Annotated in this window: 24 protein-coding genes; 19 read left to right on the forward strand and 5 right to left on the reverse strand. The window is 71.6% G+C overall.

The window, feature by feature from the left end; translation table 11 throughout:
* Nucleotides 1–35 precede the first annotated feature (35 nt).
* Nucleotides 36–1,826: a phosphatidylglycerol lysyltransferase domain-containing protein gene (locus ACFXPL_RS05320; protein ID WP_384912909.1), complete on the reverse strand. Its 1,791-nt coding sequence runs from the start codon at nucleotides 1,824–1,826 to the stop codon at nucleotides 36–38.
* Nucleotides 1,827–2,211: 385 nt separating this feature from the next.
* On the opposite strand from ACFXPL_RS05320, the gene ACFXPL_RS05325 reads away from it, so the two are divergent.
* Nucleotides 2,212–3,327 (forward strand): alpha/beta hydrolase, encoded by a 1,116-nt coding sequence (locus ACFXPL_RS05325; RefSeq protein ID WP_384912758.1) that lies wholly within the window; start codon nucleotides 2,212–2,214, stop codon nucleotides 3,325–3,327.
* Nucleotides 3,328–3,435: 108 nt separating this feature from the next.
* On the opposite strand, the gene ACFXPL_RS05330 is transcribed toward ACFXPL_RS05325, so the two are convergent.
* Entirely contained in the window at nucleotides 3,436–4,620 is a 1,185-nt protein-coding gene (locus ACFXPL_RS05330) for an ABC transporter ATP-binding protein (RefSeq protein WP_384912761.1), read from the reverse strand.
* 152 nt (nucleotides 4,621–4,772) lie between these two features.
* Between ACFXPL_RS05330 and ACFXPL_RS05335 the strand changes: the two genes are divergently transcribed.
* The 4 genes from ACFXPL_RS05335 (at nucleotide 4,773) to ACFXPL_RS05350 (ending at nucleotide 8,718) form a co-directional block, all read left to right on the forward strand.
* The gene (locus ACFXPL_RS05335; RefSeq protein WP_384912763.1) at nucleotides 4,773–5,465 is read left to right on the forward strand and encodes an ABC transporter permease; all 693 of its coding nucleotides are present in this window, start codon (nucleotides 4,773–4,775) and stop codon (nucleotides 5,463–5,465) included.
* Between the two features lie 2 nt (nucleotides 5,466–5,467).
* The gene (locus ACFXPL_RS05340) at nucleotides 5,468–6,214 is read left to right on the forward strand and encodes an ABC transporter permease (protein ID WP_384912912.1); all 747 of its coding nucleotides are present in this window, start codon (nucleotides 5,468–5,470) and stop codon (nucleotides 6,212–6,214) included.
* A gap of 160 nt (nucleotides 6,215–6,374) precedes the next feature.
* Complete coding sequence (locus ACFXPL_RS05345) at nucleotides 6,375–7,364, forward strand: ABC transporter substrate-binding protein (RefSeq protein ID WP_384912766.1); 990 nt, start codon at nucleotides 6,375–6,377, stop codon at nucleotides 7,362–7,364.
* 175 nt (nucleotides 7,365–7,539) lie between these two features.
* Nucleotides 7,540–8,718 (forward strand): hypothetical protein, encoded by a 1,179-nt coding sequence (locus tag ACFXPL_RS05350; RefSeq protein ID WP_384912769.1) that lies wholly within the window; start codon nucleotides 7,540–7,542, stop codon nucleotides 8,716–8,718.
* A 76-nt stretch (nucleotides 8,719–8,794) separates the two neighbouring features.
* Here the strand turns inward: ACFXPL_RS05350 and ACFXPL_RS05355 are convergent, their stop codons facing one another.
* On the reverse strand, nucleotides 8,795–9,946 hold the full coding sequence (locus ACFXPL_RS05355; RefSeq protein ID WP_384912772.1) for an NADH-quinone oxidoreductase subunit D: 1,152 nt from the start codon (nucleotides 9,944–9,946) through the stop codon (nucleotides 8,795–8,797).
* Between the two features lie 154 nt (nucleotides 9,947–10,100).
* Nucleotides 10,101–11,081, reverse strand: a complete 981-nt coding sequence (locus ACFXPL_RS05360; RefSeq protein ID WP_384912775.1) for an SAM-dependent methyltransferase — start codon at nucleotides 11,079–11,081, stop codon at nucleotides 10,101–10,103.
* 168 nt (nucleotides 11,082–11,249) lie between these two features.
* On the opposite strand from ACFXPL_RS05360, the gene ACFXPL_RS05365 reads away from it, so the two are divergent.
* From ACFXPL_RS05365 to ACFXPL_RS05425, 13 genes are all read left to right on the forward strand, one after another.
* Nucleotides 11,250–12,449, forward strand: coding sequence for a sensor histidine kinase (locus tag ACFXPL_RS05365; RefSeq protein ID WP_384912779.1), 1,200 nt, complete (start codon nucleotides 11,250–11,252; stop codon nucleotides 12,447–12,449).
* A gap of 74 nt (nucleotides 12,450–12,523) precedes the next feature.
* Nucleotides 12,524–13,195, forward strand: a complete 672-nt coding sequence (locus tag ACFXPL_RS05370; RefSeq protein ID WP_384912781.1) for a response regulator — start codon at nucleotides 12,524–12,526, stop codon at nucleotides 13,193–13,195.
* 5 nt (nucleotides 13,196–13,200) lie between these two features.
* Nucleotides 13,201–13,803 carry an AAA family ATPase gene (locus tag ACFXPL_RS05375; protein WP_384912784.1) on the forward strand — a complete coding sequence of 201 codons (603 nt, stop codon included), beginning with the start codon at nucleotides 13,201–13,203 and terminating at the stop codon, nucleotides 13,801–13,803.
* Between the two features lie 291 nt (nucleotides 13,804–14,094).
* Nucleotides 14,095–15,048 (forward strand): Rossmann-like and DUF2520 domain-containing protein, encoded by a 954-nt coding sequence (locus ACFXPL_RS05380; RefSeq protein ID WP_384912787.1) that lies wholly within the window; start codon nucleotides 14,095–14,097, stop codon nucleotides 15,046–15,048.
* A 173-nt stretch (nucleotides 15,049–15,221) separates the two neighbouring features.
* Nucleotides 15,222–16,259 carry a pantoate--beta-alanine ligase gene (gene panC / locus ACFXPL_RS05385; RefSeq protein ID WP_384912915.1) on the forward strand — a complete coding sequence of 346 codons (1,038 nt, stop codon included), beginning with the start codon at nucleotides 15,222–15,224 and terminating at the stop codon, nucleotides 16,257–16,259.
* Nucleotides 16,256–18,154, forward strand: a complete 1,899-nt coding sequence (locus tag ACFXPL_RS05390; RefSeq protein WP_384912790.1) for an L-aspartate oxidase — start codon at nucleotides 16,256–16,258, stop codon at nucleotides 18,152–18,154. The genes panC and ACFXPL_RS05390 overlap by 4 nt, the downstream gene beginning before the upstream one ends.
* 2 nt (nucleotides 18,155–18,156) lie before the next feature.
* Nucleotides 18,157–19,215 carry a carboxylating nicotinate-nucleotide diphosphorylase gene (nadC, locus tag ACFXPL_RS05395; RefSeq protein WP_384912793.1) on the forward strand — a complete coding sequence of 353 codons (1,059 nt, stop codon included), beginning with the start codon at nucleotides 18,157–18,159 and terminating at the stop codon, nucleotides 19,213–19,215.
* Nucleotides 19,215–20,012 (forward strand): type III pantothenate kinase, encoded by a 798-nt coding sequence (locus ACFXPL_RS05400; protein ID WP_384912796.1) that lies wholly within the window; start codon nucleotides 19,215–19,217, stop codon nucleotides 20,010–20,012. Before nadC ends, ACFXPL_RS05400 begins: the two co-directional genes overlap by 1 nt.
* 304 nt (nucleotides 20,013–20,316) lie before the next feature.
* Nucleotides 20,317–20,958: a hypothetical protein gene (locus tag ACFXPL_RS05405; protein WP_384912918.1), complete on the forward strand. Its 642-nt coding sequence runs from the start codon at nucleotides 20,317–20,319 to the stop codon at nucleotides 20,956–20,958.
* A 14-nt stretch (nucleotides 20,959–20,972) separates the two neighbouring features.
* Nucleotides 20,973–21,158 (forward strand): hypothetical protein, encoded by a 186-nt coding sequence (locus ACFXPL_RS05410; RefSeq protein ID WP_384912799.1) that lies wholly within the window; start codon nucleotides 20,973–20,975, stop codon nucleotides 21,156–21,158.
* Nucleotides 21,159–21,299: 141 nt separating this feature from the next.
* On the forward strand, nucleotides 21,300–21,782 hold the full coding sequence (locus ACFXPL_RS05415) for a BlaI/MecI/CopY family transcriptional regulator (protein ID WP_384912802.1): 483 nt from the start codon (nucleotides 21,300–21,302) through the stop codon (nucleotides 21,780–21,782).
* Between the two features lie 9 nt (nucleotides 21,783–21,791).
* On the forward strand, nucleotides 21,792–22,331 hold the full coding sequence (locus tag ACFXPL_RS05420; protein WP_384912805.1) for an amino-acid N-acetyltransferase: 540 nt from the start codon (nucleotides 21,792–21,794) through the stop codon (nucleotides 22,329–22,331).
* Between the two features lie 143 nt (nucleotides 22,332–22,474).
* A complete protein-coding gene (locus ACFXPL_RS05425; RefSeq protein WP_384912808.1) occupies nucleotides 22,475–22,810 on the forward strand; it encodes an Lsr2 family protein in 336 nt (111 codons plus the stop codon).
* Here ACFXPL_RS05425 and ACFXPL_RS05430 read toward each other — a convergent pair.
* Nucleotides 22,789–23,529, reverse strand: coding sequence for an SCO3374 family protein (locus ACFXPL_RS05430; protein WP_384912810.1), 741 nt, complete (start codon nucleotides 23,527–23,529; stop codon nucleotides 22,789–22,791). The two genes, ACFXPL_RS05425 and ACFXPL_RS05430, sit on opposite strands and share 22 nt — an antisense overlap.
* 434 nt (nucleotides 23,530–23,963) lie before the next feature.
* On the opposite strand from ACFXPL_RS05430, the gene ACFXPL_RS05435 reads away from it, so the two are divergent.
* Entirely contained in the window at nucleotides 23,964–26,486 is a 2,523-nt protein-coding gene (locus ACFXPL_RS05435) for an ATP-dependent Clp protease ATP-binding subunit (RefSeq protein ID WP_384912813.1), read from the forward strand.
* The last annotated feature ends 148 nt before the right edge of the window (nucleotides 26,487–26,634 follow it).

Consider the following 26,634-nt stretch of genomic DNA (forward strand, 5'->3'; position numbering starts at 1 on the left):
GTGTTCTGCCGGTCCGCGGGCCTGGTGGGGAAGGTCTACGCCGTACGGACCCCGGGGTCGGACGGGGCGGTGGCGCGGCCCGCGTGGTCGTCGATCCCGCCGGGGCGCCTGGTGCGGCCCGGGCGGCGCAGGGGGAGCGGGAGCGACAGGGTGACGAAGCCCTCCGCCTGCATCGCGGCGAAGCCGATCCGGGGCAGGTCGCCGCTGGAGCGGAAGACCACGTAACGCGGCTCCCAGCGGGGCTGGAACTTGGCGTTGAAGCGGTACAGCGACTCGATCTGGAACCAGCGCGAGAGGAAGACCAGCAGGCCGCGCCAGCCGCGCAGCACGGGGCCCGCGCCCAGCCGTTCGCCGCGGGCGAGGGCCGAGCGGAACATCGCGAAGTTGAGCGAGACGCGCACCACCCCGAGCGCGGGCGCGGCGTGCAGCGCGGCGACGATCAGCAGTTCGTTCATGCCCGGGTCGGCGCCACGGTCGCGGCGCATCAGGTCCAGGGACATTCCGTCCGTCCCCCACGGGACGAAGTGGAGGACGGCCTTCAGGTCGCCGTACGGGCCGGGCTCGGCCTCGCCCGGCTTGTGCGCGGTGGCGACCACGGAATCGCCGTCGGCGGGGTCACCGATGCGGCCGAGCGCCATGGAGAAGCCGCGCTCCGTGTCCGTGCCGCGCCAGTCGTCGGCGGCGTCGCGGATCCGTGCCAGCTCTCCCTCGGAGAGGTCACGGACGCGGCGTACCCGGGTTTCGTAGCCGGCCCGCTCGATGCGCGTCACCATTTGGCGTACGTTGCGCATCGCACGGCCGCGCAGGGAGAAATCCGGCACGTCCACCACCGCTTCGTCGCCCAGCTCCAGCGCGTCGAGCCCCGTCTCGCGGGTCCAGACCTCGCCGCCGGTCTCGCTGCACCCCATCACCGCGGGGGTCCAGGAGTGGGCCTTCGCCTCGTCCATGAAGCGTTCGATGGCGCCGGGCCACGCCTCCACGTCGCCGATGGGGTCGCCGCTGGCGAGCATCACCCCGGAGACGACGCGGTAGCAGATGGCCGCCTTGCCGCTGGGCGAGAAGACCACGCCCTTGTCGCGGCGGAGCGCGAAGTGGCCCAGCGAGTCGCGGCCGCCGTGCCGGTCGAGCAGGGCGCGCAGCCGCCGCTCGTCCTCCTCGGTGAGCCGCGCGACCGGGTGTTCGGGGCGGAAGGCGAGGTAGACGGTGGTGAGCGCGGTGAGGAGGCCGAGGGAGCCGAGGGAGTAGCCGACGGTGCCGCTGACGATCCCCTTGTAGTCGATGGGGCCGTCGAAGCCGAACAGGCCGTACAGCACATGTTCGAGCCGTTCGGACAGGCCGGGGTTACCGATGGTCCTGTGCGGGTGGACGCTGACGATGACCAGGCCGAGCCCGATGGATCCCGCGCCCATGAGGACGAAGTTCGCCAGCGCCCGCCAGCGGCTGCGCGGGTCGGGCAGGGCGGCGAACTCCCCGCGGTGGCGCACCAGCAGGGCGAGCAGGCCCAGGGAGAGCAGAGCGCCGATGACCGAGTGCCGGTAGGCGAACTGCGCCACGGTGCCGGCCGGCAGCAGGAACACGGCGGCCCGCCACGCCCGGCGCTTGCGCCGTTTGAGCCCGTGCGCGAGCAGCAGCAGGAGTACGCCGGCGCTCAGCGACAGCGCGGCGGCGAAGGGACCGAGCGCCCCCGGCAGTACCTCCGCGAAGGAGTGCATCCGGCTGTGGCGGAAGCGCGGGAAGACGCCCGCGGCGATGTCGACGAGACCGATGAGGGCGCAGGCCGTACCGACGAGCGAGGGGACCGACTCCGGGCGCGGACCGCGGAGCAGGCGGCGTACCGGGGACGGCGGCCGGTGCGCGGACGTACCGGAACGACCCGAGGCGTCGGAACGACTTGCCGTGCCGGGACGGGCCGGACTGCCGGAACGGGCCGACGCGTCGGAACGGGCTGATGGGCCGGAACGGGCTGATGGGCCGGAGTGCGGTGACCTGTCGGAGTGCGTTCCGGGGGACTGCCCTGTCCTCTCCGGAACCGATCCTGATTTATCCCCATCTACCGTCACAGACATCGCTTCCCGTGGCTCCGCGAGAGAGTGAGTGCCCGAGTCCGCTTCTTCTTCGCGGGCCGGACATTTTGCGCCCTCTAGGACGGGGCTTTCAGGGGGAGGGTTCCTCTGCATCCGGGAAAATCTCACGGAAGAAAGCTCGGTCGACATGGGTCTCACCAGTCGTAAAGTCCTGGCCTTGGCCGTCCTGCTGGCTGTTCTCCTCTTCGTCGCGACCATCTGGCTCTGGCCGCGGCTGTCGCGGCGTACGGCGCGTGCCGTGCTCGGCAGGATCGGCCTCACGTTCGCCACCCAGGTGGCGATCTTCGCCGCGGTGGGTCTGGTGGCCAACCAGTACTTTCTCTTCTACGGCACCTGGGGCGATCTCTTCGGCCAGGAGCAGGAGCTGGGTTCCGTCGTCGGCCAGGCGGCGGCGGACGGCAGGCACGTGACGGTCATGGACACGCAGCGGACAGCGGTTCCCGGTGGGGGCCGGCCGGCGACGGCGGGGCAGATCCAGAAGGTCGCCGTCGCGGGAGAGGCCTCCGGAATCGACTCCACGGCGTACGTCTATCTGCCGCCCGAGTACTTCCAGCGGCAGTTCGCGCGGCAGACCTTCCCGGCCGCCGTGGTGCTCACCGGCTACCCGGGGGTGGCCGAGAACCTGATCAAGGGCCTGAACTACCCGTCGACGGCCTGGCGGCTCGCCCGGCGCGGCGCGATGCAGCCGATGATCCTCGTGATGCTGCGGCCCACCGTGGCGCCACCGCGCGACACCGAGTGCGTGGACGTCCCCGGCGGCCCCCAGACCGAGACGTTCCTCGGCAAGGACGTGCCCCTGGCCGTGTCGAAGACGTACCGCGTCAAGACCTCGCCCCGTAACTGGGGCATCATCGGCAACTCGACGGGCGGCTACTGCGCGCTGAAGATCGCCATGCACCACCCGGAGCGGTACTCGGTGGGCGCCGGGCTCTCCGCGTACTACAAGGCGGCGGAGGACCCGACGACCGGCGACCTCTTCCACGGCGACCAGAAGCTGCGCAACCGGGCCGACCTGCTGTGGAGCCTGGACCACGGGCGCCAGGGCGACTCGTCGCTGCTCGTCACCAGCTCCAGGAAGGGCGAGCGGAACCTCAAGTCCACCGAGCAGTTCATCGAGAAGGTCAAGGCGCCCGCACAGGTGTCGTCGATCATCCTCAAGAGCGGCGCGCACAACTTCAACACCTGGCGCCGGGAGATCCCGCCGGCCCTGGAGTGGATGTCGAGCAGGCTCAGCGCGAACTGAACAGAACAGAACTGAACAGAACTGAACCGAACTGGACTGGACTGAACAGGGCCGCACGGCCGGGCGACGTGGCGATCGGCCGGCCGTACGGACGGCCTCTCCGGCCTCTCAGGGCGCGACGAGCTTGCTCACGGTCTCCAGCTCGACGTCCGTACGGGCGATGGCCTGCGCGTCCGCGTCGATCGACCGGCGCAGTGCCTCGTGCAGCCGCGCCGGGGTGAGGACCCCGAGGAACCGCCCGGTCTCCTCCCGGTCGATGACCGCTATCCAGCCGGCGTCGTGCTGGAGCATCGTGGCGAACGCCTGCTTGAGCGAGGCGCCGACCGGAAGCCACGCCTCCATCCGGCGTGCGTGCTCCCTTACGGTCCCCGCGGCGCCGGCCGCCGTGGCGGCCCGGTCGGCGGAGAGCCAGCCGTGGAGATTGTCGTCGGAGTCCAGGACGACGGCCCAGCGCGCGCCCTCCTTGACGAGCTTCGCCGCGGCGCGCGCGAGGGGGTCGTCGAGGTGGACGACGGGCGGCTGTTCGAGGTCGCCCTCCTCGATGGGGGTGACGGAGAGCCGCTTCAGGCCGCGGTCCGCGCCGACGAAGTCGGCGACGTACGGGGTGGCCGGGGTGCCGAGCACCGCCGCGGGGGCGTCGAACTGCTCGATCCTGCCGTGCCCGTAGACGGCGATGCGGTCGCCGAGGCGGACGGCCTCCTCGATGTCGTGCGTGACGAACAGCACGGTCTTGCGTACGGCCGCCTGGAGCTTGAGGAACTCGCTCTGGAGGTGGTCGCGTACGACGGGGTCGACCGCGCCGAACGGCTCGTCCATCAGCAGGACGGGCGGGTCGGCGGCGAGGGCGCGGGCCACCCCGACGCGCTGGCGCTGGCCGCCGGAGAGCTGCTCGGGGTAGCGGTCGCCGTAGACGGACGGGTCCAGGCCGACGAGATCGAGGAGTTCGGCGGCGCGTGCCCGGCCCTTCGCGCGCTGCCAGCCGAGGAGGTGCGGGACGGTCGCGGTGTTCTCCAGGACCGTCTTGTGCGGGAAGAGGCCGACCTGCTGGATGACATAGCCGATACGGCGCCGGAGGCTGACCGGATCGATCGCGGCTATGTCCTCCCCGTCGAGGAATATCCGCCCCTCCGAGGGTTCGATGAGGCGGTTGACCATTTTCATGGTGGTGGTCTTGCCACAGCCGGAAGGTCCGACGAGCGTGACCAGTTCGCCTTCGGAGACCTCGAAGGAGAGGTCGTCCACAGCGGTGGTGCCGTCCGGGTACCGCTTGGTGACGTGCTCGAATCGGATCATGGTTCCCCATTGTGCGGCGCGTTGTGTGAAGGCAATGTTGCTGGAATGTGGCGGACTTCCGCGAATGTCAGAGGTCGGGGATAGGGTCGCCCGAGTAGGAGGTCGTGGAGGTCGGCGCGTGTGTGCGCGGCCGGACGGGGGAGGCGGGGTGGATGGGTACGCGAGGATGCCTGGCGGCGAACGACTGGATCTGCGGGGAATATCTTCACTCCCGTAGCCAGGAGCTGATCGACGCCACGGTCCAGCACGTGTGGATCACGGCGGTCTCGGTCGCCATAGGACTGCTGGTCGCATTTCCGCTCGCGCTGCTCGCGCGGAGCAGGCCCGCATTCACCGCCCCCGTACTGGGCCTGACGACCCTGCTCTACACGATTCCCTCGCTCGCGATGTTCTCGCTGCTGCTGCCGGTCTTCGGGCTCTCCGCAGGTCTGGTGATCACGGGTCTCGTGCTCTATTCGCTGACCATTCTCGTACGGAACATCATGGCGGGTCTGGCATCGGTGCCGGAAGAGGCCAGGGAGGCCGCCCGCGGGATGGGGTACGGGCCGGGGCGGCTGCTCTGGGAGGTCGAGCTGCCGCTCGCGCTGCCCGCGCTCATGGCCGGTCTGCGGATCGCCACGGTGTCGACGGTCGCGCTGACGACGGTCGGTTCGATCGTGGGGCGTGGCGGGCTCGGCAATCTCATCGACGACGCGTTGCAGAGCTTCTTCAAGGCGCAGGTGCTGACGGCGTCCGTGCTGTGCGTGCTGCTGGCCGTCGTGGCCGACCTGCTGCTGCTCGGGGTCCAGCGCGCGCTGACGCCCTGGACCCGCGTACGTACGCGCGCGGCGAAGGCGGTGGGATGACCATGGGGTTTCTCGGGGACGCGTGGAGCTGGCTGACGACCGGCGCCAACTGGTCGGGCGACGGCGGGGTGTGGCAGCGGCTGGAGGAGCACATCGTCGTCAGCGGGGTCTCGATGGCGCTCGCCTGCGCGATAGCCCTGCCCCTGGCGCTCTTCCTGGGACACATAGGCAAGGGGGGCGCGCTCGCGATCAACATCTCCAACGTGGGGCGGGCGGTCCCCGTCTTCGCCGTGCTCGCGCTCTTCATGGTCTCTCCGCTGCGCAACTCGGGCTCGGTGCCCACGATCATCGCGCTGGTGCTCTTCGCGGTGCCGCCCCTGCTCACCAACGCCTATGTGGGCATGCGCGGCGTGGACCCGGCGGTGGTGGAGGCGGCGCGGGGCATGGGGATGTCAGGGCGCCAGGTCTTCCTCCGCGTGGAGCTGCCCCTCGCGTACCCGATGATCATGACCGGCCTGCGGTCGGCCGCCGTCCAGGTGGTGGCCACCGCCACCATCGCGGCGATGGTGGGCCAGGGCGGGCTGGGCCGGATCATCACCGCCGGGTTCAACACGTACGACACCGGGCAGGTGGTCGCGGGCGCGCTGCTCGTCGCGCTGCTGGCACTGCTCGTCGAGGGCGTGCTGGTGGCGCTGGACCGGGTGATCGACCCGGCGCCGTCCCTCGCCGAGGTTCCCGCCGACGGTGGGGAGCCCGCCCGTACGACCGCCCGTGCCACGACGAACGACCGTGTGAAGACGACCGTGTGACAGCGACCGAGTGCGCAACACGACAGCGACCGTGTGACAGCGATCTTGTGGCGACGACCGTGTGGCGACGACCGTGTGCGACACCCCCTGACGACGACCGTGTGACGACGACCCGTGTGATCACGACAGGCTTTTTCTGCTTCTTTGGAGAGTGGACATCATGAGCAAGACCTCGCGTTTCGCGGGCGCGGTACTCGCGGTGGCGGCGCTGAGCGTGTCGCTCGCCGCGTGCGGCGGCGACAGCCTGGAGAAGGACAAGGGCGGTGCGGACTCCGGATCCGGTTCGGCTTCCGGATCGGGCGGGAAGGGCTCGCTGGTCGTCGGCGCCGCGGCCTTCACGGAGTCCAAGGTGCTGGCGGAGCTGTACGCCCAGGTGCTGGGCGGCGCCGGATACTCCACGTCCGTCACGACCGTGAAGAACCGTGAGCTGTACGAACCGTCCCTGGAGAAGGGCGAGATCGACGTGGTGCCCGAGTACGCCGCGACGATCACCGAATTCCTCAACGCCAAGGTCAACGGGGCCAAGACGGCGCAGGAGAAGCCCCTCGCCACCAGCGACGTCACGGCGACGGTCGCCGAGCTGACGAAGCTCGCCGAGCCGCGCGGGCTGAAGGTGCTGCCCGCCGGGCAGGCCGTCGACCAGAATGCCTTCGCCGTCAGCAAGGAATTCGCCGAGAAGAACAACCTCAAGACGCTTTCCGATCTTGGAAAATCCAAGATCAAAGTCAAGATCGCGGCAGGCGACGAGTGCGAGGTGCGGCCCTTCTGTGCCCCGGGCCTCAAGAAGACCTACGGTATTGATGTAGCGGGCATCGACCCCAAGGGAGTCGGTACGCCGCAGTCCAAGCAGGCGGTCAAGGACGGCGTGGACCAGATGGCGCTCAGCTCCACCACCGACGGCACCCTCGACAGTTACGGACTCGTGGTGCTGGAGGACGACAAGAAGCTCCAGAACGCGGACAACGTACTGCCGGTGGTCAATGCCAAGGACGCCGGTTCGCAGGAGATAGCCGATGCCCTCGGCAAGCTGACGGACACCCTGACGACCGCGGATCTCGCGCAGTTGAACCTCAAGGTCGACGCCGAGCGCGCCAAGCCCGAGGACGTGGCCAAGGAGTATCTGGAGTCCAAAGGTCTGGTCAAGAAGTAGCCGAAGAGCGCCGCGCGAACGGTAAACGGACGGTAAGTCGCGGCAGGCAAAACGGAGTTCTGTAGAGGAAACAGGAGACGACAGGGAGGGATGGGGGAGCGGAGTCGGCAACAGGCCGGGAAAGATTGTCCGACCGGTTCCCCAATCGGCGTCCACGCACGGTAAATTTCAGGCCATGCCACGTGGACGCCACCGCCATTCCCCACCCCTCCACAAGCTTCTGCCGCCGACGGCGGTCGCCGGAGCCGCGGTTCTCTGCGCTGCGGGCTCCTGGCTGTTCGCGGATCCTCTGGTGCTCCGCGGGCTGATCGCGGCGACGGCCGCCGCCGCGGTCAGCGGCGCCGTCTTCATGCGGAGCTGGGACCGGAACGCGGGCCACCGGGTCGCCGAGCTGACACGCGGCCGGGAGAGCGACCACTGGAAGACCGAGGAGCGCATAGCCGAACTGGAAGCCGACGTCGAGGAGTCGCGCGAGCTGCGCGCCAAGCTGGACGCCAAACTCCGCTCCAAGCGGATCGAACTGGCGGGCCTGCGCGGCGAGCACGCCGCGCTGCTGCGCCGGTACGCCACGGCGGAGACCGAGCGGGCGACCGCGCTGGAGGGGCGGCGTCAGCTCGCCCTGGAGGCGGCGGCCGAACCCAAGGCGCTGACCGCCGCGAGCGGCGGGCCGGCCAAGGCCGCGTACGTCGGAGCGGCGCGCGCCCTCGACGAGCTGACGCGCAACGGCGTGACCCAGCAGGTGAAACGGACGGTCGAGGCCGCCCGTGCCCGCGATCTCGCGGAGCGGGCCGCGGAGGCGGAGGAGCCGCAGGGGAAGCACGCGGCGGCCGTCGGCGCGGAGCAGCACAGCCGCCCGTCGTCCGCCTCCTCCGCCCCTTCCGCCCCTTCCGCCCCTCCCGTACCGATGGCGTCCGCGATCGCCCCGTACTCCCCGGCGGGCCGGCCTGGACGCCGCCCCGAGGGAGGTTTCGACTTCTTCGGCGCCCAGTGCGCCCACGTCCTGGAAACGCGGAACGGCGCCCAGGACGGCGCCCAGGACGACGCCCAGGATGGCACCCACGAGAGGGAGACGCCGGCGGCTCAGGAGAGCACGGGCCCGCGGGACGCGGCGGACCCGTCGGATGGTTCGGGTGTCTCGGATCCGGCGCGGGCTCAGGCCGCCGCCGCGCCCGTACCCCTGGACCGGCTGGCGCGCGTCGCGCGCGAGGACCTGGCCGACGTCGTCGGCGAAGAGGCGCTCGCCGAGCGGCACAGGGCCGAGGAGCGAGGGGTCGGTCAGGTCATCGACCTGACCGCGCACGACGTGACGGAGCAGCTCCCCCTCGGCGAGCTGCGCGGCGCCGTCAGCTCGTAACGCCGCACCCGGCACACCGCGCACAGGTTCGGGAGCGCGTCCGGACCTGTGCGCGGGGCGTTCTCCGCAGGGCCGTCTACTTGTCGATGTCGCCGACGACGAAGAACAGCGACCCCAGGATCGCCACCATGTCGGCGACCTGCGTCCCGGGCAGCAGTTCGGTCAGCGCCTGGATGTTGTTGTACGAGGCGGAGCGGAGCTTCAGCCGGTACGGAGTCTTCTCGCCCTTCGACACCAGGTAGTAGCCGTTGATGCCGAGCGGGTTCTCCGTCCAGGCGTACGTGTGCCCCTCCGGCGCCTTCAGGACCTTGGGCAGCCGCTGGTTGACCGGCCCCGGCGGCAGCTCCGCGAGCCGGTCCAGACAGGCGTCGGCCAGCGCCAGCGCGTTGTGCGTCTGCTCCAGCAGGCATTCGAAACGGGCCAGGCAGTCGCCGTCCTCGCGGGTCACCACCGTGAGCACGTCCGCCAGCTCCCCGTACGCGAGGTACGGCTCGTCGCGCCGCAGGTCGAAGTCGACCCCGGAGGCGCGGGCGATCGGCCCCGACACCCCGTACGCGTGCACCGCCTCCCGCGACAGCACCCCGACGCCGCGCGTACGCCCCCGGAAGATCTCGTTGCCGAGGACCAGCCGGTCGTACACGTCCATCCGCGAGCGCACCTCGGCGATCGCGTGCCTGGCCCGGCCCGGCCACCCGGCGGGCAGGTCCTCCTTGAGGCCGCCGACCCGGTTGAACATGTAGTGCATCCGGCCGCCGGAGACCTCCTCCATCACGGCCTGCAGCTCCTCGCGCTCCCGGAACGCGTGGAACATCGGGGTGATCCCGCCCAGTTCGAGGGGGTACGAGCCGAGGAACATCAGGTGGTTGAGGACCCGGTTCAGCTCGGCGAGCAGCGTTCTCGTCCAGACGGCGCGCTCGGGGACCTCCATGCCGAGCATCCGCTCGACGGCCATCACCACACCCAGCTCGTTGGAGAACGCCGACAGCCAGTCGTGGCGGTTGGCGAGCATCACGATCTGCCGGTAGTCGCGGGCCTCGAACAGCTTCTCCGCGCCCCGGTGCATATAGCCGATCACCGGCTCCGCGTCCCGGATCACCTCGCCGTCGAGCACCAGGCGCAGCCGGAGCACCCCGTGGGTGGAAGGGTGCTGCGGACCGATATTGAGCACCATGTCGGTGCTCTCCGCCGCGCCGCCGATGCCGACCGTCGTCCGGGTGGTCTCCGTCATGGGCGACAGTCTCTCAGAGGCGCGCGGACGGACCGCGAACCCCCTGGACCGACCCCGTACCCCGACATCGCAGGTCCCCAGGTCCCAGGTCCCCAGGCCCGCGTCCCGGGCCGCCCGACTCCCCGTCCCAGGCCCCCCGTTCCCGGACCGCAGGTCACAGGTCCGCCGACGCCCACAGGTCCCGCAGGCTGATCCCGGCCGGCTGCGTCAGCCAGCCGAAGTCCCCTAGGCCGCCGCGCGCCGTCAGCTCCGCCGCCTCACCGGCCTCCGCGAGCGCCCGTACGTACGCCGCCGGGTCCGAGGCCGCCAGTGTGAGCGGCGGGCGCGCCCCGCGCACGCCCAGCCGGTGCAGCGCCTCGCGCTGGCCGAGGAGTCCGGCACCGGGCAGCGGCCCCGCGTCCGCGCACGCGTCCAGCGCCACATGCGCGGTGAGGTCGCGGGTCCCGTCCGGTACGGGGGCCACCTCCCGGCCCGCCCGGAAACCGGTGAGCGTGCCGAACGGCGGCCGGGCGTCCCGTACGTGCGCGTAGTCCACGGCGACCGCGAGCCCCCGCTCCAGGGTGGAGACCGCCGCCGCCCACGCCTCGTCGCGCGGGCGGCCGATCTCCGCCCGGGTGCCCGGCCCGGCCGGCGGCCACCAGCGGGCGAGCCACCGCGCGTCGGCGCCCTCGACGGGTCCGCCCAGCTCCTCGGAGCCGTCCGGCCGTACGAGGACGTACCGTACGACCCCCTCGGGATCCGTCTCGGCGATGTCGAGCGGCACGTTGTCCAGCCACTCGTTCGCGAAGAGAAGCCCGACGGTCCCGGCAGGCGGCTCCGCGCACCACTCCACGCGCGGATCGAGCCCCGGCGGGCGCGGGGCGCGTTCCACGGCGTACGGGCGCACCCTCAGCCCCTCCGGAACCGCCGCCAGCACGCCGGTCAGCAGCTCTCCCCGGCCCGCGCCGACATCGACGAGCGCCACCTCGTCGCGGCCGAGCAGCCGCGCCGTCCGCACCAGCAGCCGGGCGACGGCCCCGGCGAAGAGCGGGGAGGCGTGCACCGAGGTACGGAAGTGGCCCGCGGGGCCCTCGGGCCGCAGATAGAAGCCGCCGGGACCGTACAGCGCGGCCTCGGCCGCCGTACGCCAGCTCACCGGCCCGGAACCGGGCCCGCCGCTTCGCGTCTCCCGCGACTTACACGTCTCACCCGTCACGTCATCCGTCACGGGGCCAAGTCTCCACCTTGGGGAGTAGGCTTCCGCCGACCGGATCGATCCTCCGGTTGACCCCTCAGGCTTATCCGCTTCCCTACGCTGGGTTACGTGCAGCGCTTCTACGACTTTCTCCGACGACACCCGACGGGCGTCGACAGCTTCTGGGCTGTCCTCCTCTTCGGGATCTCGCTGTTGTGGGCGGTCCAGGAGAACATCGGCGTCGAACCACGGCTGATCGCCATCGTCCTGACCGTCCCGCTGTGTGTGGCGGTGGCGCTGCGGCGGCACGTGCCCGAGTACATGCTGCTGCTGGTGGCGGCCGTAGGTGTCGCGCAGCTCGCGCTGAACGTGCACGTCAGCCCGGCCGACTTCGCGATGCTGGTGGTCATCTACACCGTCGCCGCGCGCGGCGGACGGCGCTGGGCCCCCCGGTTCGCGCTGGCCGGCGGCGTGCTCGCCGCGCCGCTGTCGCAGCTCCGCTGGCCGGTGGACGAAGCGGGCCTCACGGGGCAGATCTTCTTCACCGCCGTACTGGTCGTGCCGTTCGTGCTGGCCTGGGTGCTGGGCGACTCGATGCGGACCCGCAGCGCCTACTTCGCGCAGTTGGAGGAGCGGGCCACCCGCCTGGAGAAGGAGCGCGAGGCGCAGGCCAAGGTGGCGGTCGCCGCCGAGCGCGCCAGGATCGCCCGCGAACTGCACGATGTCGTGGCGCACAACGTGTCGGTCATGGTGGTCCAGGCTGACGGTGCCGCCTACGTCCTGGATGCCGCGCCCGACCAGGCCAAACAGGCCCTGGAGACCATTTCGACCACCGGGCGGCAGGCGCTCGCGGAGATGCGCAGACTGCTGGGCGTGCTGCGGACCGGCGACGGCAAGGAGACCGGGGAGTACGTTCCGCAGCCGGACGTCGGGCAGATCGAGGACCTGGTCGAGAAGGTACGGGAGGCGGGCCTGGCCGTGGACTTCAAGATCGAGGGCACCCCGAGGCCGCTGCCCAGCGGCGTGGAGCTGACCGCGTACCGCATCGTGCAGGAGGCCCTCACGAACTCGCGCAAGCACGGCGGCCCGGACGTCGGCGCCAGCGTCCGGCTCGTCTACTTCGACGACGGGCTCGGCCTGCTCGTCGAGGACGACGGCCGGGGTGCGGCGCACGAACTGTACGAGGACGGCGGCGCCGACGGGCGCGGCCACGGGATGATCGGCATGCGGGAGCGGGTCGGCATGGTCGGCGGCACGCTGGACGCGGGCCCGCGCCCGGGCGGCGGCTTCCGGATCAGCGCGCTGCTTCCTTTGAAGGCGGCGCATTAGGCGCTGTTCCTCCGGCCCCTCCGCCCCACCGTCCTCCGCCCCACTGCTGGCCCCTACCGGACAAGGAACCCCCGATGTCGATCCGCGTGATGCTCGTCGACGACCAGATGCTGCTGCGGACAGGTTTCCGTATGGTGCTGGCCGCGCAACCGGACATGGATGTCGTCGCGGAGGCCGGGGACGGTGCGGAGGCGATCGAGAACCTGCGCTCCACCTCCGTCGACGTCGTGCTGATGGACGTACGGATGCCCAGACTGGACGGCGTCGAGGCGACCCGCAGGATCTGCGCGGCGCCCGACGCCCCGAAGGTCCTCATCCTGACCACCTTCGACCTCGACGAGTACGCGTTCTCCGGGCTCAAGGCCGGGGCCAGCGGCTTCATGCTGAAGGACGTGCCCCCGGCCGAGCTGCTGAACGCGATCCGCGCGGTGCACAGCGGCGACGCGGTCGTCGCGCCGTCCACGACACGCCGCCTCCTCGACCGCTTCGCGCCGATGCTGCCCAGCAGCGGCAAGCCGCAGCACAAGGAGCTGGCCCGGCTGACCGACCGGGAGCGCGAGGTCATGATGCTGGTCGCGCAGGGGCTGTCGAACGGTGAGGTCGCCGGGCGGCTGGTGCTCTCCGAGGCGACCGTGAAGACACACGTCGGCCGCATCCTCACCAAGCTCGGGCTGCGCGACCGGGTCCAGGTGGTCGTCCTCGCCTACGAGACGGGGATGGTCAGGGCGGGCGGCGGGGCGGGCTGATCCGGATGCTGCTGTGGCTCAACGGACCGTTCGGGGGCGGCAAGACCCAGACGGCCTTCGAGATCCACCGGCGGCTGCCGGGCAGCGTCGTCTGCGACCCTGAGCACGTCGGCTTCGGCCTGCACCGGATGCTGCCGCCCGCGCTGCGCGACGACTTCCAGGATCTGCCCGCGTGGCGGCAGGGCGTGTACGAGATGCTCGACATGGCCCTCCGGCAACACGAGGGCACGGTGATCGCGCCGATGACCCTGGTCGACGCCGGCTACTTCGACGAGATCGTCGGCCGGCTGCGTGAGCACGGCCACGACGTACGGCACTTCGCGCTGCTGGCCGAACGCGCCACCGTACTGCGGCGGCTGACCGAGCGCGGCTGGGGACGGGGGCTGCAACGTGAGAGCTTCGCCGTCAGGAAGCTGGACCACTGCCTGGAGGCGCTGGCCGCGCCGAGGTTCGCCGAGCATCTGCGCACCGACCGGCTGACGCTCCCTCAGGTCGCGGACCGCGTCGCCGCGTCCGCCGGGCTGCGGCTCGCGCCGAACACGTACGGACGGCGGCGTCACCGGCTGCGGCAGCTCCGGGTCGGGCTGAGCCACATCCGCTTCGACTGACGTCGGCGCGGCGGGCCCGCTCGGCGCGGCAGGCCAGCGCCCGGCACGGCGAGCGTGCTCCGCCGCCGCCCGGCCGGTACGACCGCGGGACGGTACGCGTGAGCGGCCCTCCCACGGCCGACAGGGCGTCACGCTCATGAACCGACGACGGCCCGCCCCGGGCCAGGCGCGGCAGGCCTGTGGATACCGCCCACAGCCTGTGGACAACTCGGGTGTGGGTGCGAAACGCTGGCGTAGCATGGCGAGAAATCGTCCGGTACCCCCTGCGGACTGGAACGGAAGGCCCCTCGCGTGAACGCATCAGCTCAAGAGTCCTTCGACCCCCGGGACCGCCCCGCCCGGCTCACGGTCGGCGTCGTCGGCGCGGGCCGGGTCGGACCGGCGCTCGCGGCGTCGCTCCAGCTCGCCGGTCACCGCCCCGTCGCCGTCTCGGGTGTCTCGGACGCCTCCGTACGCAGGGCGGGCGCCCTGCTCCCCGACGTCCCGCTGGTCACCCCCGCCGAGGTGCTGGCCCGCGCCGAGCTGGTCCTGCTGACCGTCCCCGACGACGCCCTGCCCGGACTGGTCGAGGGGCTGGCCGAGACCGGCGCCGTACGGCCGGGACAGCTCCTCGTGCACGCCTCGGGGCGGTACGGCACCCAGGTCCTCGACCCCGCCCTGCGGGCCGGCGCCCTGCCGCTCGCCCTGCACCCCGCGATGACCTTCACCGGCACCTCCGTGGACGTCCAGCGGCTGGCCGGCTGCTCCTTCGGGGTCACCGCGCCCGAGGAGCTGCGGCTGGCCGCCGAGGCGCTGGTCATCGAGATGGGCGGCGAACCCGAGTGGATCGCGGAGGAGTCCCGCCCGCTCTACCACGCGGCACTCGCCCTGGGCGCGAACCACCTGGTCACCCTGGTGGCGCAGTCCATGGAACTCCTCCGCGCCGCCGGGGTCACCGCCCCCGACCGGATGCTCGGACCGCTGCTCGGCGCCGCCCTGGACAACGCGCTGCGCTCCGGCGACGCCGCCCTGACAGGACCCGTGGCGCGCGGCGACGCGGGCACGGTCGCGGCGCATGTCGCGGAGCTGCGCGCACACGCGCCCGGCGCCGTCGCCGGCTACCTCGCGATGGCCCGTACGACCGCGGACCGGGCGCTGGCGCACGGGCTGCTCAAGCCGGAGCTGGCGGAGGACCTGCTCGACGTGCTCGCGGGCGGCGACGGCCCCGGGGACACCCGCGGCGGCGGTGCCGGAGGCACCCGATGAGCCTGATCAGCCCGGCCGGACCGACGACCGCGGAGACCGGACCCGCCGCGGAGGCCGGACCCACGACGGTGAAGACCGGACCGACGACCGCGGAGACCGGACCCGCCGCGGAGGCCGGACCCACGACGGTGAAGACCGGAGAGACGACCGCGGAGACCGGAGAGACGGACCCCATGAGCTTCGAACTCGCCGCCACGCGCGCGGACCTCGACCGCCTCCTGGACCGGCGCGCCCCCGGTGCCCGGATCGGCGTCCTGTTGACGATGGGGGCGCTCCACGAAGGCCACGCGACGCTCGTACGCGCCGCCCGCACCCGGGTCGGCCCGCAGGGCCTGGTCGTGGTCACCGTCTTCGTCAACCCGCTCCAGTTCGGCGCGGGGGAGGACCTGGACCGCTATCCGCGCACCCTTGAGGCCGACCTCAAGGTCGCGCGGGAGGCCGGCGCCGATGTCGTCTTCGCGCCGGCCGCCGACGAGGTCTACCCCGGCGGCGCCCCGCAGATCACCCTCTCCGCGGGCCCCATGGGCGAGCACTTCGAAGGCGCCTCACGCCCCGGCCACTTCGACGGCATGCTCACGGTCGTCGCCAAGCTCCTCCACCTCACCCGCGCCGACGTCACCTTCTTCGGCCTCAAGGACGCCCAACAGCTCGCCCTGGTCCGCCGGATGGCCCGCGACCTGAACTTCCCGGTCGAGATCGTCGGCGTACCGACGGTCCGCGAGGACGACGGCCTCGCGCTCTCCAGCCGTAACCGCTACCTGTCCGTGCCCGAGCGCCGTACCGCCCTGGCGCTCTCCCGCGCCCTGTTCGCCGCCCGCGACCGGCTCGCTGCCCAGCACGCGCTGCGCGCCCGCGCCGCGTCCGCCCCGGCGCCCGGTGCCCGCGCCGCCCGGCTCTCCGCCCTCGGTGAGCCGCGCCTCGCCGCCGACGCCCACGCGGTGGCCGCCGCCAGGACCCCGGACGCCGTGGCCCCCGCGCCGGGCCGCCCCTGCGGGGCGGACGCCGTACGGGCCGCGGCCCATGGCGTCCTCGACGAGGCCGCGCGCGCCGTACCGCCGCTGGACCTCGACTATCTCGCCCTCGTGGACCCCGCCGACTTCACCGAGGTCGCCGACGGCCACACCGGTGAGGCGGTCCTCGTCGTCGCCGCGAAGGTCGGCGCCACCCGGCTGATCGACAACATCCCCCTGACCTTCGGAGCCCCCCAGTGACCGGACGCCCGACCGGAACCGGAATACGGCTGACCGCCCCCGCCCCCGGCTGGGCCGTCGACGCCGATGTCGTCGTGGTCGGCTCCGGCGTCGCCGGACTCACCACCGCCCTGCGCTGCACCGCGGCCGGCCTCCGTACCGTCGTCGTCACCAAGGCCCGGCTGGACGACGGCTCCACCCGCTGGGCGCAGGGCGGCATAGCCGCCGCCCTCGGCGAGGGGGACACCCCCGAGCAGCACCTCGACGACACGCTCGTCGCGGGCGCCGGACTCTGCGACGAGGAGGCGGTCCGCACCCTCGTCACGGAGGGCCCGGCCGCCGTACGCCGCCTCATCGCCACCGGCGCGCACTTCGACACCTCGGACGCCGGCGAACTGCTCCTCACCCGGGAGGGCGGCCACCACCGCCGCCGCATCACCCACGCGGGCGGCGACGCCACCGGTGCGGAGATCTCCCGCGCCCTGGTCGAGGCCGTCCGCGAGGCCGCGCTCCACACCGTCGAGAACGCGCTCGTCCTGGACCTCCTGACGGACGAACAGGGCCGTACGTCGGGCGTCACCCTCCATGTCATGGGCGAGGGGCAGCACGACGGCGTCGGCGCCGTCCACGCCCCCGCCGTGGTCCTCGCCACCGGCGGCATGGGCCAGGTCTTCTCCGCGACGACCAACCCCCCGGTCTCCACCGGCGACGGCGTGGCGCTGGCGCTGCGCGCGGGCGCGGAGGTCTCCGACCTGGAGTTCGTGCAGTTCCACCCGACGGTGCTGTTCCTCGGCGCCGGGGCAGAGGGCCAGCAGCCGCTGGTCTCGGAGGCGGTACGGGGCGAGGGCGCCCATCTGGTCGACGCCGGCGGCGTCCGCTTCATGCTCGACCAGCACGAACTGGCGGAGCTGGCCCCCCGCGACATCGTCGCCAAGGCGATCACCCGGCGGATGCTGGAGCAGGGCGCCCAGCACATGTATCTCGACGCGCGCCACTTCGGCGCCGAGATGTGGGAGACCCGCTTCCCGACGATCCTCGCCGCCTGCCGCTCCCACGGGATCGACCCGGTGACGGAGCCGATCCCGGTGGCCCCCGCCGCCCACTACGCCTCCGGGGGGATCCGTACGGACCTGCGCGGCCGTACGACGGTCCCGGGCCTGTACGCGAGCGGCGAGGCCGCCTGCACGGGGGTCCACGGAGCCAACCGGCTGGCCTCCAACTCCCTCCTGGAGGGCCTGGTCTTCGCGGAGCGCATCGCCGCCGACATCGCGGACGGGGCCGCGGGCGCCGCGCCGACCCGGCGCGACCCCACCGAGGCCGCCGCCGTACCGGTCGAACCGGCCGGCACGCTCCATCTCCCGCTCATCGCCCCCGAGGCCCGCGCCGGCATCCAGCGCGTCATGTCGCAGGGCGCCGGCGTGCTCCGGTCCGCCGCGAGCCTCGAAGCCGCCGCGGAGGCTCTGGAGGCGGTGTTCCAGCACGCCCTGACCCCCGACGCCGACCACGACCACGACGCCGACCACGACGCCGGCGACGTCGCAGAAGCGGAACCGCCCGCCGGATCCCTCGGCAAGGCCGCCGTCCCAGGCGTCGACGCCTGGGAGACGACGAACCTCCTCTGTGTCGCGCGCGTCCTGGTCGCCACCGCCCTGGAGCGCGCGGAGACCCGCGGCTGCCACTGGCGCGAGGACCTGCCCGAGCGCGACGACACCGACTGGCGCGCCCATCTCGTCGTCCGGCTCGCCTCCGACCGCGGACTGGTGCTGCGCCGTACCGCGACGGCCGCCTTCCCTCCCGTCGACCCCCCGTACGTCCCCGCCGACCCCCCTTACGCAGCCCCGTCCGGCGCCGCCCCCGCCGTCGTCCCGGATTCCGACGTACCCCCACGTCCAGTCAACGCCCCCAGGGAGCCGTAACCGTGAGCACGCCCGAAGACAGTCCGCGCCCCGAGCCCGTGGACGTACCGCTCATCCAGATCGGCGCCCCCGCCGGGGCCGGCGCCGGCGCCGGCGGCTGCGGTGACCACTGCGGCTGCGGCGACGAGGACGGATACGACCCCGCGGACCTGGAGTGCGGACTCGACCCCGCCCTCGCCCAGCTTCTCGCCGACGCCGGTCTCGACCCCGTCCAGGTCGAGGACATCGCCCATGTCGCCATCGAGGAGGACCTCGACCGCGGCGTGGACGTGACGACCCTCGCGACCGTCCCCGAGGACGCCGTCGCCACCGCCGACTTCACCGCCCGCGAGAGCGGCACGGTCGCCGGGCTGCACATTGCCGAGGCGGTGCTCTCCCTCGTCTGCACGGAGGAGTTCGAGGTCGAGCGGCACGTCCTGGACGGTGACCGAGTCGAGGCCGGCCAGAGGCTGCTCAGCGTCACCACCCGCACCCGCGATCTGCTCACCGCCGAGCGCAGCGCGCTCAACCTGCTGTGCCGGCTGTCCGGCGTGGCGACCGCCACGCGCGCGTGGGCCGACGCACTCGAAGGCACCGGCGCCAAGGTCCGCGACACCCGCAAGACCACGCCGGGGCTGCGCGCCCTGGAGAAGTACGCGGTGAGGTGCGGCGGTGGCGTCAACCACCGGATGTCGCTCTCCGACGCCGCCCTGGTCAAGGACAACCACGTCGTCGCCGCGGGCGGCGTCGCCGAGGCGTTCAAGGCCGTACGGGCCACCCTGGAGGAGCTGGGCACGCCCGACCTGGCGGTCGAGGTGGAGGTGGACACCCTGCACCAGGTACGCGAAGTCCTGGACGCCGGCGCCGATCTGATCCTCCTGGACAACTTCACCCCGGCCGAGACCGCCGAGGCCGTCGGGATCGTCGCGGGCCGCGCGGTCCTGGAGTCCTCGGGCCGGCTCACCCTCGACAACGCCCGCGCGTACGCGGACACGGGCGTCGACTTCCTCGCCGTCGGCGCGCTGACGCACTCCTCCCCGATCCTCGACATCGGCCTGGACCTGCGCGAGGTCGGCGTCTGATGCTGCTCACCATCGACGTGGGCAACACCCACACCGTCCTCGGCCTGTTCGACGGCGAGGAGATCGTCGAGCACTGGCGCATCTCCACGGACGCGCGCCGCACCGCCGACGAACTCGCCGTCCTCCTCCAGGGCCTGATGGGCATGCACCCGCTCCTCGGCGACGAACTGGGCGACGGCATCGAGGGCATCGCGATCTGCTCGACGGTCCCCTCCGTCCTGCACGAGCTGCGCGAGGTGACCCGCCGCTACTACGGCGACGTGCCCGCCGTCCTCGTGGAGCCCGGCATCAAGACGGGCGTGCCGATCCTGATGGACAACCCCAAGGAGGTCGGCGCCGACCGCATCATCAACGCGGTCGCGGCGGTCGAGCTGTACGGCGGCCCCGCGATCGTCGTCGACTTCGGTACGGCGACCACCTTCGACGCGGTCAGCGTGCGCGGCGAGTACACGGGCGGGGTCATCGCCCCGGGCATCGAGATCTCGGTCGAGGCACTGGGCGTCAAGGGCGCGCAGCTCCGCAAGATCGAGCTGGCCCGGCCGCGCAGCGTGATCGGCAAGAACACCGTCGAGGCGATGCAGTCGGGCATCCTGTACGGCTTCGCCGGCCAGGTCGACGGCGTGGTGTCGCGCATGGCGCGCGAGCTGTCCGACGACCCGGAAGAGGTGACGGTCATCGCGACCGGCGGCCTCGCGCCGATGGTCCTGGGCGAGGCGTCCGTGATCGACGAGCACGAGCCGTGGCTGACCCTGATCGGCCTGCGCCTGGTGTACGAGCGCAACGTCTCCCGTATGTGAGCCGCTTCCCGTGGGCGCGGTTCTGCCCGCCAGGCGCTGACCGCGCCCACGGGCGGGTCCCTCCGGCTCCCGGCCCCGCTGGGCCGCGCCGCCCCCGTCCGGGCTTGTGAGCCACCCTCACGGGCCTGGAAGGGGGCGTTGCGCGCGGGGCCTCCCCCTGCGCGCAACGCCCGCGCAGGGGCGCTCACGCGCCCACCCGTGCCGTCCGGCATTCGGGCGCGCCCGAAGTGGGATATTAAGCGGATTTTGTCCCTTTGGCGCGTACTGTCGCCCCATGCCCACGCCCTACGGATCCCGCGGCGGCATGGCGTTCGGCGCTGACGAGCTGTGTGTGCTCCGACGTGCCCTCGCCACCGCCCTTCACCCCGTCCCGCTCCCGCGCGAACACGTCCAGGAATGCCTGCGGCTCGCCGAGTCCGTGGACGAGGCGGTACGCGAGGCGGGGCGGATGCGGGCGTTCCTCGTCGCGGACCTGGCCCGGTACCGCCAGGCGCTGCCCGGCTCCGTCACCGGCTATCTCGAACTGCTCCAGGACGCCCTGGCCACCGGCTACCCGCCGGGCCCCGACGACCTCGCCGCGCTGCGCGCCCTGCGGGCCAACCCGGCCGCCGCGGCCCTGCTCGACCACTGCCGGCGGCTCGCCGAGCGCTCCGTACGGTCCCGCTTCGCGGGACTGGGCGCCGATCGCCGTACGGTCCCGGCGGCCCCCGCGCCCCGTACCCGGCTCCTCGCGCTGCCCGGCGGCCGGGCAGCCGACGAACCGGCGCGCGAGCCCCGTAAGCCTTCCAGGCCCGCCGAGCCCGCCGAGCCCGCCGAGCCCGCGCGGCCCCGCGAGCCCGCGGAGCCGCACCGCCCCGCGCCGGACAAGCCGATGCCCAAGCCGTCCGAGGTCTTTCCGCCCCGCCGCCGACCCGCGCCCCCGCCGGAACGGCTCGCCGCCGGATAGCTACTCTGGACGGCATGGACTACGTCTCCGCGCTGCTGCCCCCCGTGGTCATGGCCACGTTCTTCACCCTCCTGGTCAGGACGATCGTCAAGAGCCAGGGCGGCCCCAACAAGGCCAAGGAGGACGCGGCGGTCGACGCGGCCCTGGCCCGGGCGGAGGCCGCCGGTCACGGCGCCGCCCCGGAAGCGCACCGCGCCTGAGGGCCCCGGCCGCACGCGGGACATCGCGCGCGACATCCGGACCACGTGCGGATGTACGGACGTACGACTGAAACCCAGTCGTACGTCCTTTTTGTTACGTCAATAACCGGCCATTCGGACATCTCGCACTATGGTGGCGGGGTGCCCCGTCAATTGGGAGACCTGGAAGACGCCGTCATGACACGCGTCTGGCAATGGAACCGTCCGGTCACCGTCCGGGAAGTCCTCGAAGACCTTCAGCGGGAACGGTCCATCGCCTACACCACCGTCATGACCGTAATGGACAATCTCCATCAGAAGGGCTGGGTACGCCGGGAAGTGGACGGCCGCGCCTATCGATATACGGCGGTCTCCACCCGTGCCGCCTACGCGGCGGCGCTCATGAACGAAGCCTGGTCGAAGAGTGACAACCCGGCCGCCGCTCTCGTCGCCTTCTTCGGCATGATGTCGGCCGAGCAGCGCCAGGCCCTTGAGGACGCCGTGCGTATGGTCCGTGTGAACGATCCGGACGTCCCGGTGGTCCCGGAACCCGCCGCGGCCCCCGTCGAAGTGCCCGAAGGTGCCCAAGCCCCGGAGGGCCGGGCGGGAGAGGGCGCCGACGGGGGTTCCGGGGCGGGGCGATAGCGTCCGGTCATGCCCTCAGTGCCACCCGTTCCCAATGCCGAAGCGAATGCCCTCACCGTCCGGCGGGCCAGGACCAGGGATGTACCGGCGATCCGGCGTCTCGTCGACCCTTACGTGAGCGAAGGCATCCTGCTCGACAAAGCGCCGGTGACGCTTTACGAGGACATCCAGGAGTTCTGGGTCGCGGAACGCGACGCGGACGCGAGCGTCATCGGCTGCGGCGCCTTGCACGTGATGTGGGAGGACCTCGCCGAAGTGCGCACACTCGCCGTTGATCCCGCGGTCAAGGGGGCCGGCGCCGGACATCTTCTGCTGGACAAGTTGCTGGAGACGGCCCGCTGGCTCGGAGTGAGCCGGGTATTCTGCCTGACCTTCGAAGTCGAGTTCTTCACGAAGCGGGGCTTCGAGGAGATCGGTGAGACCCCGGTCGGCCGAGATGTCTACCGAGAGCTGCTGCGTTCCTATGACGAGGGTGTTGCCGAGTTCCTCGGTCTCGAACGGGTGAAGCCGAACACCTTGGGCAACAGCCGGATGCTTCTGCATCTGTGACCGTCCGACTCCGCAGCGCTCTATGTCCGAATCGCGCACGTTTCCCGTCCTGTTGCGCCTGTGAACCTCTCCCGGGGGTTTGTGTTTTCCCGAGAAAAGCGGTTTCCTTTCCGCGTACTGCATTTTCGATGAAAGGAAATCCGGTGGCACAGAAGGTTCAGGTCCTTCTTGTCGATGACCTCGACGGTGGCGAGGCGGACGAGACAGTGACGTTCGCTCTGGATGGCAAGACCTACGAGATCGACCTCACCACGGCCAATGCGGACAAGCTGCGGGGCCTCCTCGATCCGTACACCAAGGGTGGCCGGCGTACCGGTGGCCGCGCCGCGGGCAGCCGTGGCAAGGGCCGTGCGGCGGCCGGTGGCAACAAGGACACCGCCGAAATCCGCAAGTGGGCGAAGGAGAACGGCTACAGCGTCAACGACCGCGGCCGTGTTCCCGCCGAGATCCGTGAAGCCTACGAGAAGGCCAACGGCTGAGTATTCGCACGGAACACATTTCCGCGCAGCAAGCGGGCCCGGTGGCACTCGGTGGCCGCCGCGTCCACAAGTCGTACGAGATCGGGGGCACCCCCACCACTGCCCCCGTTACCGTCCCCCCGTCCGGAGAGTGCGAGCGTCGGCAGCGTCGGTTCCACCTCACGTCCGGGCTCGGGGGGCCGCAGCCACACGGCGGTCCCCTGCGGGGCGCCGCCCGCCCGCCGCGGGGGAGCGGCACTCCGTACGGCACCTCGTACGGCACTCCGTACGGTCAGGAGGCCGGCCGCCTGCGTGACGGCCGGTACGGGAGCGGTCATCCGTCCGCCCGCGCCGAGCGCCGACAGCCCCAGGGCGATACCGCGCCAGTCCAGCCAGTCGAGCAGGCCGGGCAGCTCGTCCGCGCTCCCCTCGGCCACCAGCAGCCGGACCAGGCCGCCGCATCCGCTGAGCGCCACCGGACCGCACCCCGGGCCGATGCGCCGCAGCAGCGCGTCGCCCGCGTCGGCCGGCAGCTCCAGCACGTCGAAGCGGACCCCGGTGAGCAGCCCGAGCGGCGGCCCGGGCACCGTCGGCCAGCCGAGCCCGTCCTCGTACCATTCCCCGTGCCACTCCGTGCGGCACTCCTCGTGCCGTCGCGGACGGGCACCCGGCCCGCGCGCGTGCCTCGGGCCGCGGCCGTCGTCGGACGGTGTGCGGGGCGGTGGGACAGTCGGAGCCATACCCCGGGCAACTCCGTGTCCGCACCCGAAGTTACGCTGAGTGCGCGCCCCGTCGCTCACGGTCCCCGATCGAGGGGCGTGCGGGCGCGTGAGGGAGCGCAAGGGTGTTCGCCCGTAGCTGAGGGAATCGGGGCGCGCCGCATGGACTGTCGGTGCGAGCGGGTAAGACATTCCTAGTGGGAAGGGGCGACACGCGGTTCCGGGCGTCTCGCGTTCGCCATCGGCGTAGTGCTGCGTGGGGTATCTGCCTGGCCTGCGGGAACATCGTCTCCCACCATCAGGTTGAAGCTGTTGTCCGGCGTTCGGGGCTGGGAGCCTGGGACAAGGTAGTCGGCAGTTGGAATGAGCGGTCCCCGCTTGCGGGACTAAGCTGCGGAAGGACAGGGAGGGGACCGACCCCTTTACTGCCTGACCGCTCTGAGGAGCGATTAACGATGTTCGAGAGGTTCACCGACCGCGCGCGGCGGGTTGTCGTCCTGGCTCAGGAAGAAGCCCGGATGCTCAACCACAACTACATCGGCACCGAGCACATCCTCCTGGGCCTGATCCACGAGGGTGAGGGTGTCGCCGCTAAGGCCCTGGAGAGCCTCGGGATTTCGCTCGAGGCGGTCCGCCAGCAGGTGGAGGAGATCATCGGCCAGGGCCAGCAGGCCCCGTCCGGGCACATCCCCTTCACCCCCCGTGCCAAGAAGGTCCTGGAGCTGTCGCTCCGCGAGGCCCTTCAGCTCGGCCACAACTACATCGGCACCGAGCACATCCTGCTCGGCCTGATCCGCGAGGGCGAGGGCGTCGCCGCCCAGGTCCTCGTGAAGCTGGGCGCCGATCTCAACCGGGTGCGGCAGCAGGTCATCCAGTTGCTCTCCGGCTACCAGGGCAAGGAGGCCGCCACAGCGGGCGGTCCTGCCGAGGGCACGCCCTCCACGTCCCTGGTCCTCGACCAGTTCGGCCGGAACCTCACCCAGGCCGCCCGCGAATCCAAACTCGACCCGGTCATCGGGCGCGAGAAGGAGATCGAGCGGGTCATGCAGGTGCTGTCCCGCCGTACGAAGAACAACCCGGTCCTCATCGGCGAGCCCGGCGTCGGCAAGACGGCGGTCGTCGAGGGACTGGCCCAAGCCATCGTCAAGGGCGAGGTGCCCGAGACCCTCAAGGACAAGCACCTCTACACCCTCGACCTCGGCGCGCTCGTCGCGGGCTCCCGCTACCGCGGTGACTTCGAGGAGCGCCTGAAGAAGGTCCTGAAGGAGATCCGCACCCGCGGCGACATCATCCTGTTCATCGACGAGCTGCACACCCTCGTGGGTGCCGGCGCGGCCGAGGGCGCGATCGACGCCGCCAGCATCCTCAAGCCGATGCTGGCCCGCGGTGAGCTTCAGACCATCGGTGCGACGACGCTCGACGAGTACCGCAAGCACCTGGAGAAGGACGCGGCGCTGGAGCGCCGCTTCCAGCCGATCCAGGTCGCGGAGCCGTCGCTGCCGCACACGATCGAGATCCTGAAGGGCCTGCGCGACCGTTACGAGGCGCACCACCGCGTGTCCATCACGGACTCCGCGCTGGTCGCCGCCGCGACGCTCGCCGACCGCTACATCTCGGACCGCTTCCTGCCGGACAAGGCGATCGACCTGATCGACGAGGCCGGCTCCCGGATGCGCATCCGCCGGATGACCGCGCCGCCGGACCTCCGCGAGTTCGACGAGAAGATCGCCGGAGTCCGCCGCGACAAGGAGTCGGCCATCGACTCCCAGGACTTCGAGAAGGCCGCCTCTCTCCGCGACAAGGAGAAGCAGCTCCTCGCCGCGAAGACCAAGCGGGAGAAGGAGTGGAAGGCCGGCGACATGGACGTCGTCGCCGAGGTGGACGAAGACCTGATCGCCGAGGTCCTGGCGACGGCCACGGGCATCCCGGTCTTCAAGCTCACGGAAGAGGAGTCCTCCCGGCTGCTCCGCATGGAGGACGAGCTGCACAAGCGCGTCATCGGCCAGAAGGACGCCATCAAGGCGCTCTCGCAGGCGATCCGCCGTACGCGAGCGGGTCTGAAGGACCCGAAGCGCCCCGGCGGCTCGTTCATCTTCGCCGGTCCGTCCGGTGTCGGTAAGACCGAGCTGTCCAAGACGCTCGCCGAATTCCTCTTCGGTGACGAGGACGCGCTGATCGCTCTCGACATGTCGGAGTTCAGCGAGAAGCACACGGTTTCCCGTCTCTTCGGTTCTCCCCCCGGTTACGTGGGATACGAAGAGGGCGGCCAGCTCACCGAGAAGGTCCGCAGGAAGCCGTTCTCCGTCGTTCTCTTCGACGAGGTCGAGAAGGCCCACCCCGATATCTTCAATTCCCTTCTCCAGATCCTGGAGGACGGTCGCCTGACCGACTCCCAGGGCCGGGTCGTGGACTTCAAGAACACGGTCATCATCATGACGACCAACCTCGGGACGCGGGACATCTCGAAGGGCTTCAACCTGGGCTTCGCGGCGCAGGGCGACACGAAGACGAACTACGAGCGGATGAAGAACAAGGTCAACGAAGAGCTGAAGCAGCACTTCCGCCCCGAGTTCCTCAACCGTGTCGACGACACGGTCGTCTTCCACCAGCTCACCGAGGAAGACATCATCCAGATCGTCGACCTCATGGTGGACAAGGTGGACGAGCGCCTCAAGGACCGCGACATGGGCCTTGAGCTGAGCCCGAACGCCAAGTCGCTCCTCGCGAAGAAGGGCTACGACCCGGTCCTGGGCGCCCGGCCGCTGCGCCGGACGATCCAGCGGGAGATCGAGGACATCCTCTCCGAGAAGATCCTCTTCGGTGAGCTGCGCCCCGGTCACATCGTGGTCGTGGACACGGAGGGTGAGGGTGAGGCGAAGAAGTTCACCTTCCGCGGCGAGGAGAAGTCCCCGCTCCCGGACGCCCCCCCGATCGAGCAGGCGGCGGGCGGCGGCCCGAACCTGACGAAGGAGGCGTGACGCGCCACTCGCGCGTGTGACGCTGCTGGCCTGAGCGCCTGAAGGGGCTGCCCCGGACCGTGAGAAACGGTCCGGGGCAGCCCCTTTTCGCGCGGGCCACGTGGGGGCGGTCAGGCGGTCGCCGAGGGCTTCGGTGCCGAGGTGGTTG

The sequence above is a fragment of the Streptomyces sp. NPDC059092 genome (genome assembly GCF_042756365.1).
Classification (GTDB): domain Bacteria; phylum Actinomycetota; class Actinomycetes; order Streptomycetales; family Streptomycetaceae; genus Streptomyces.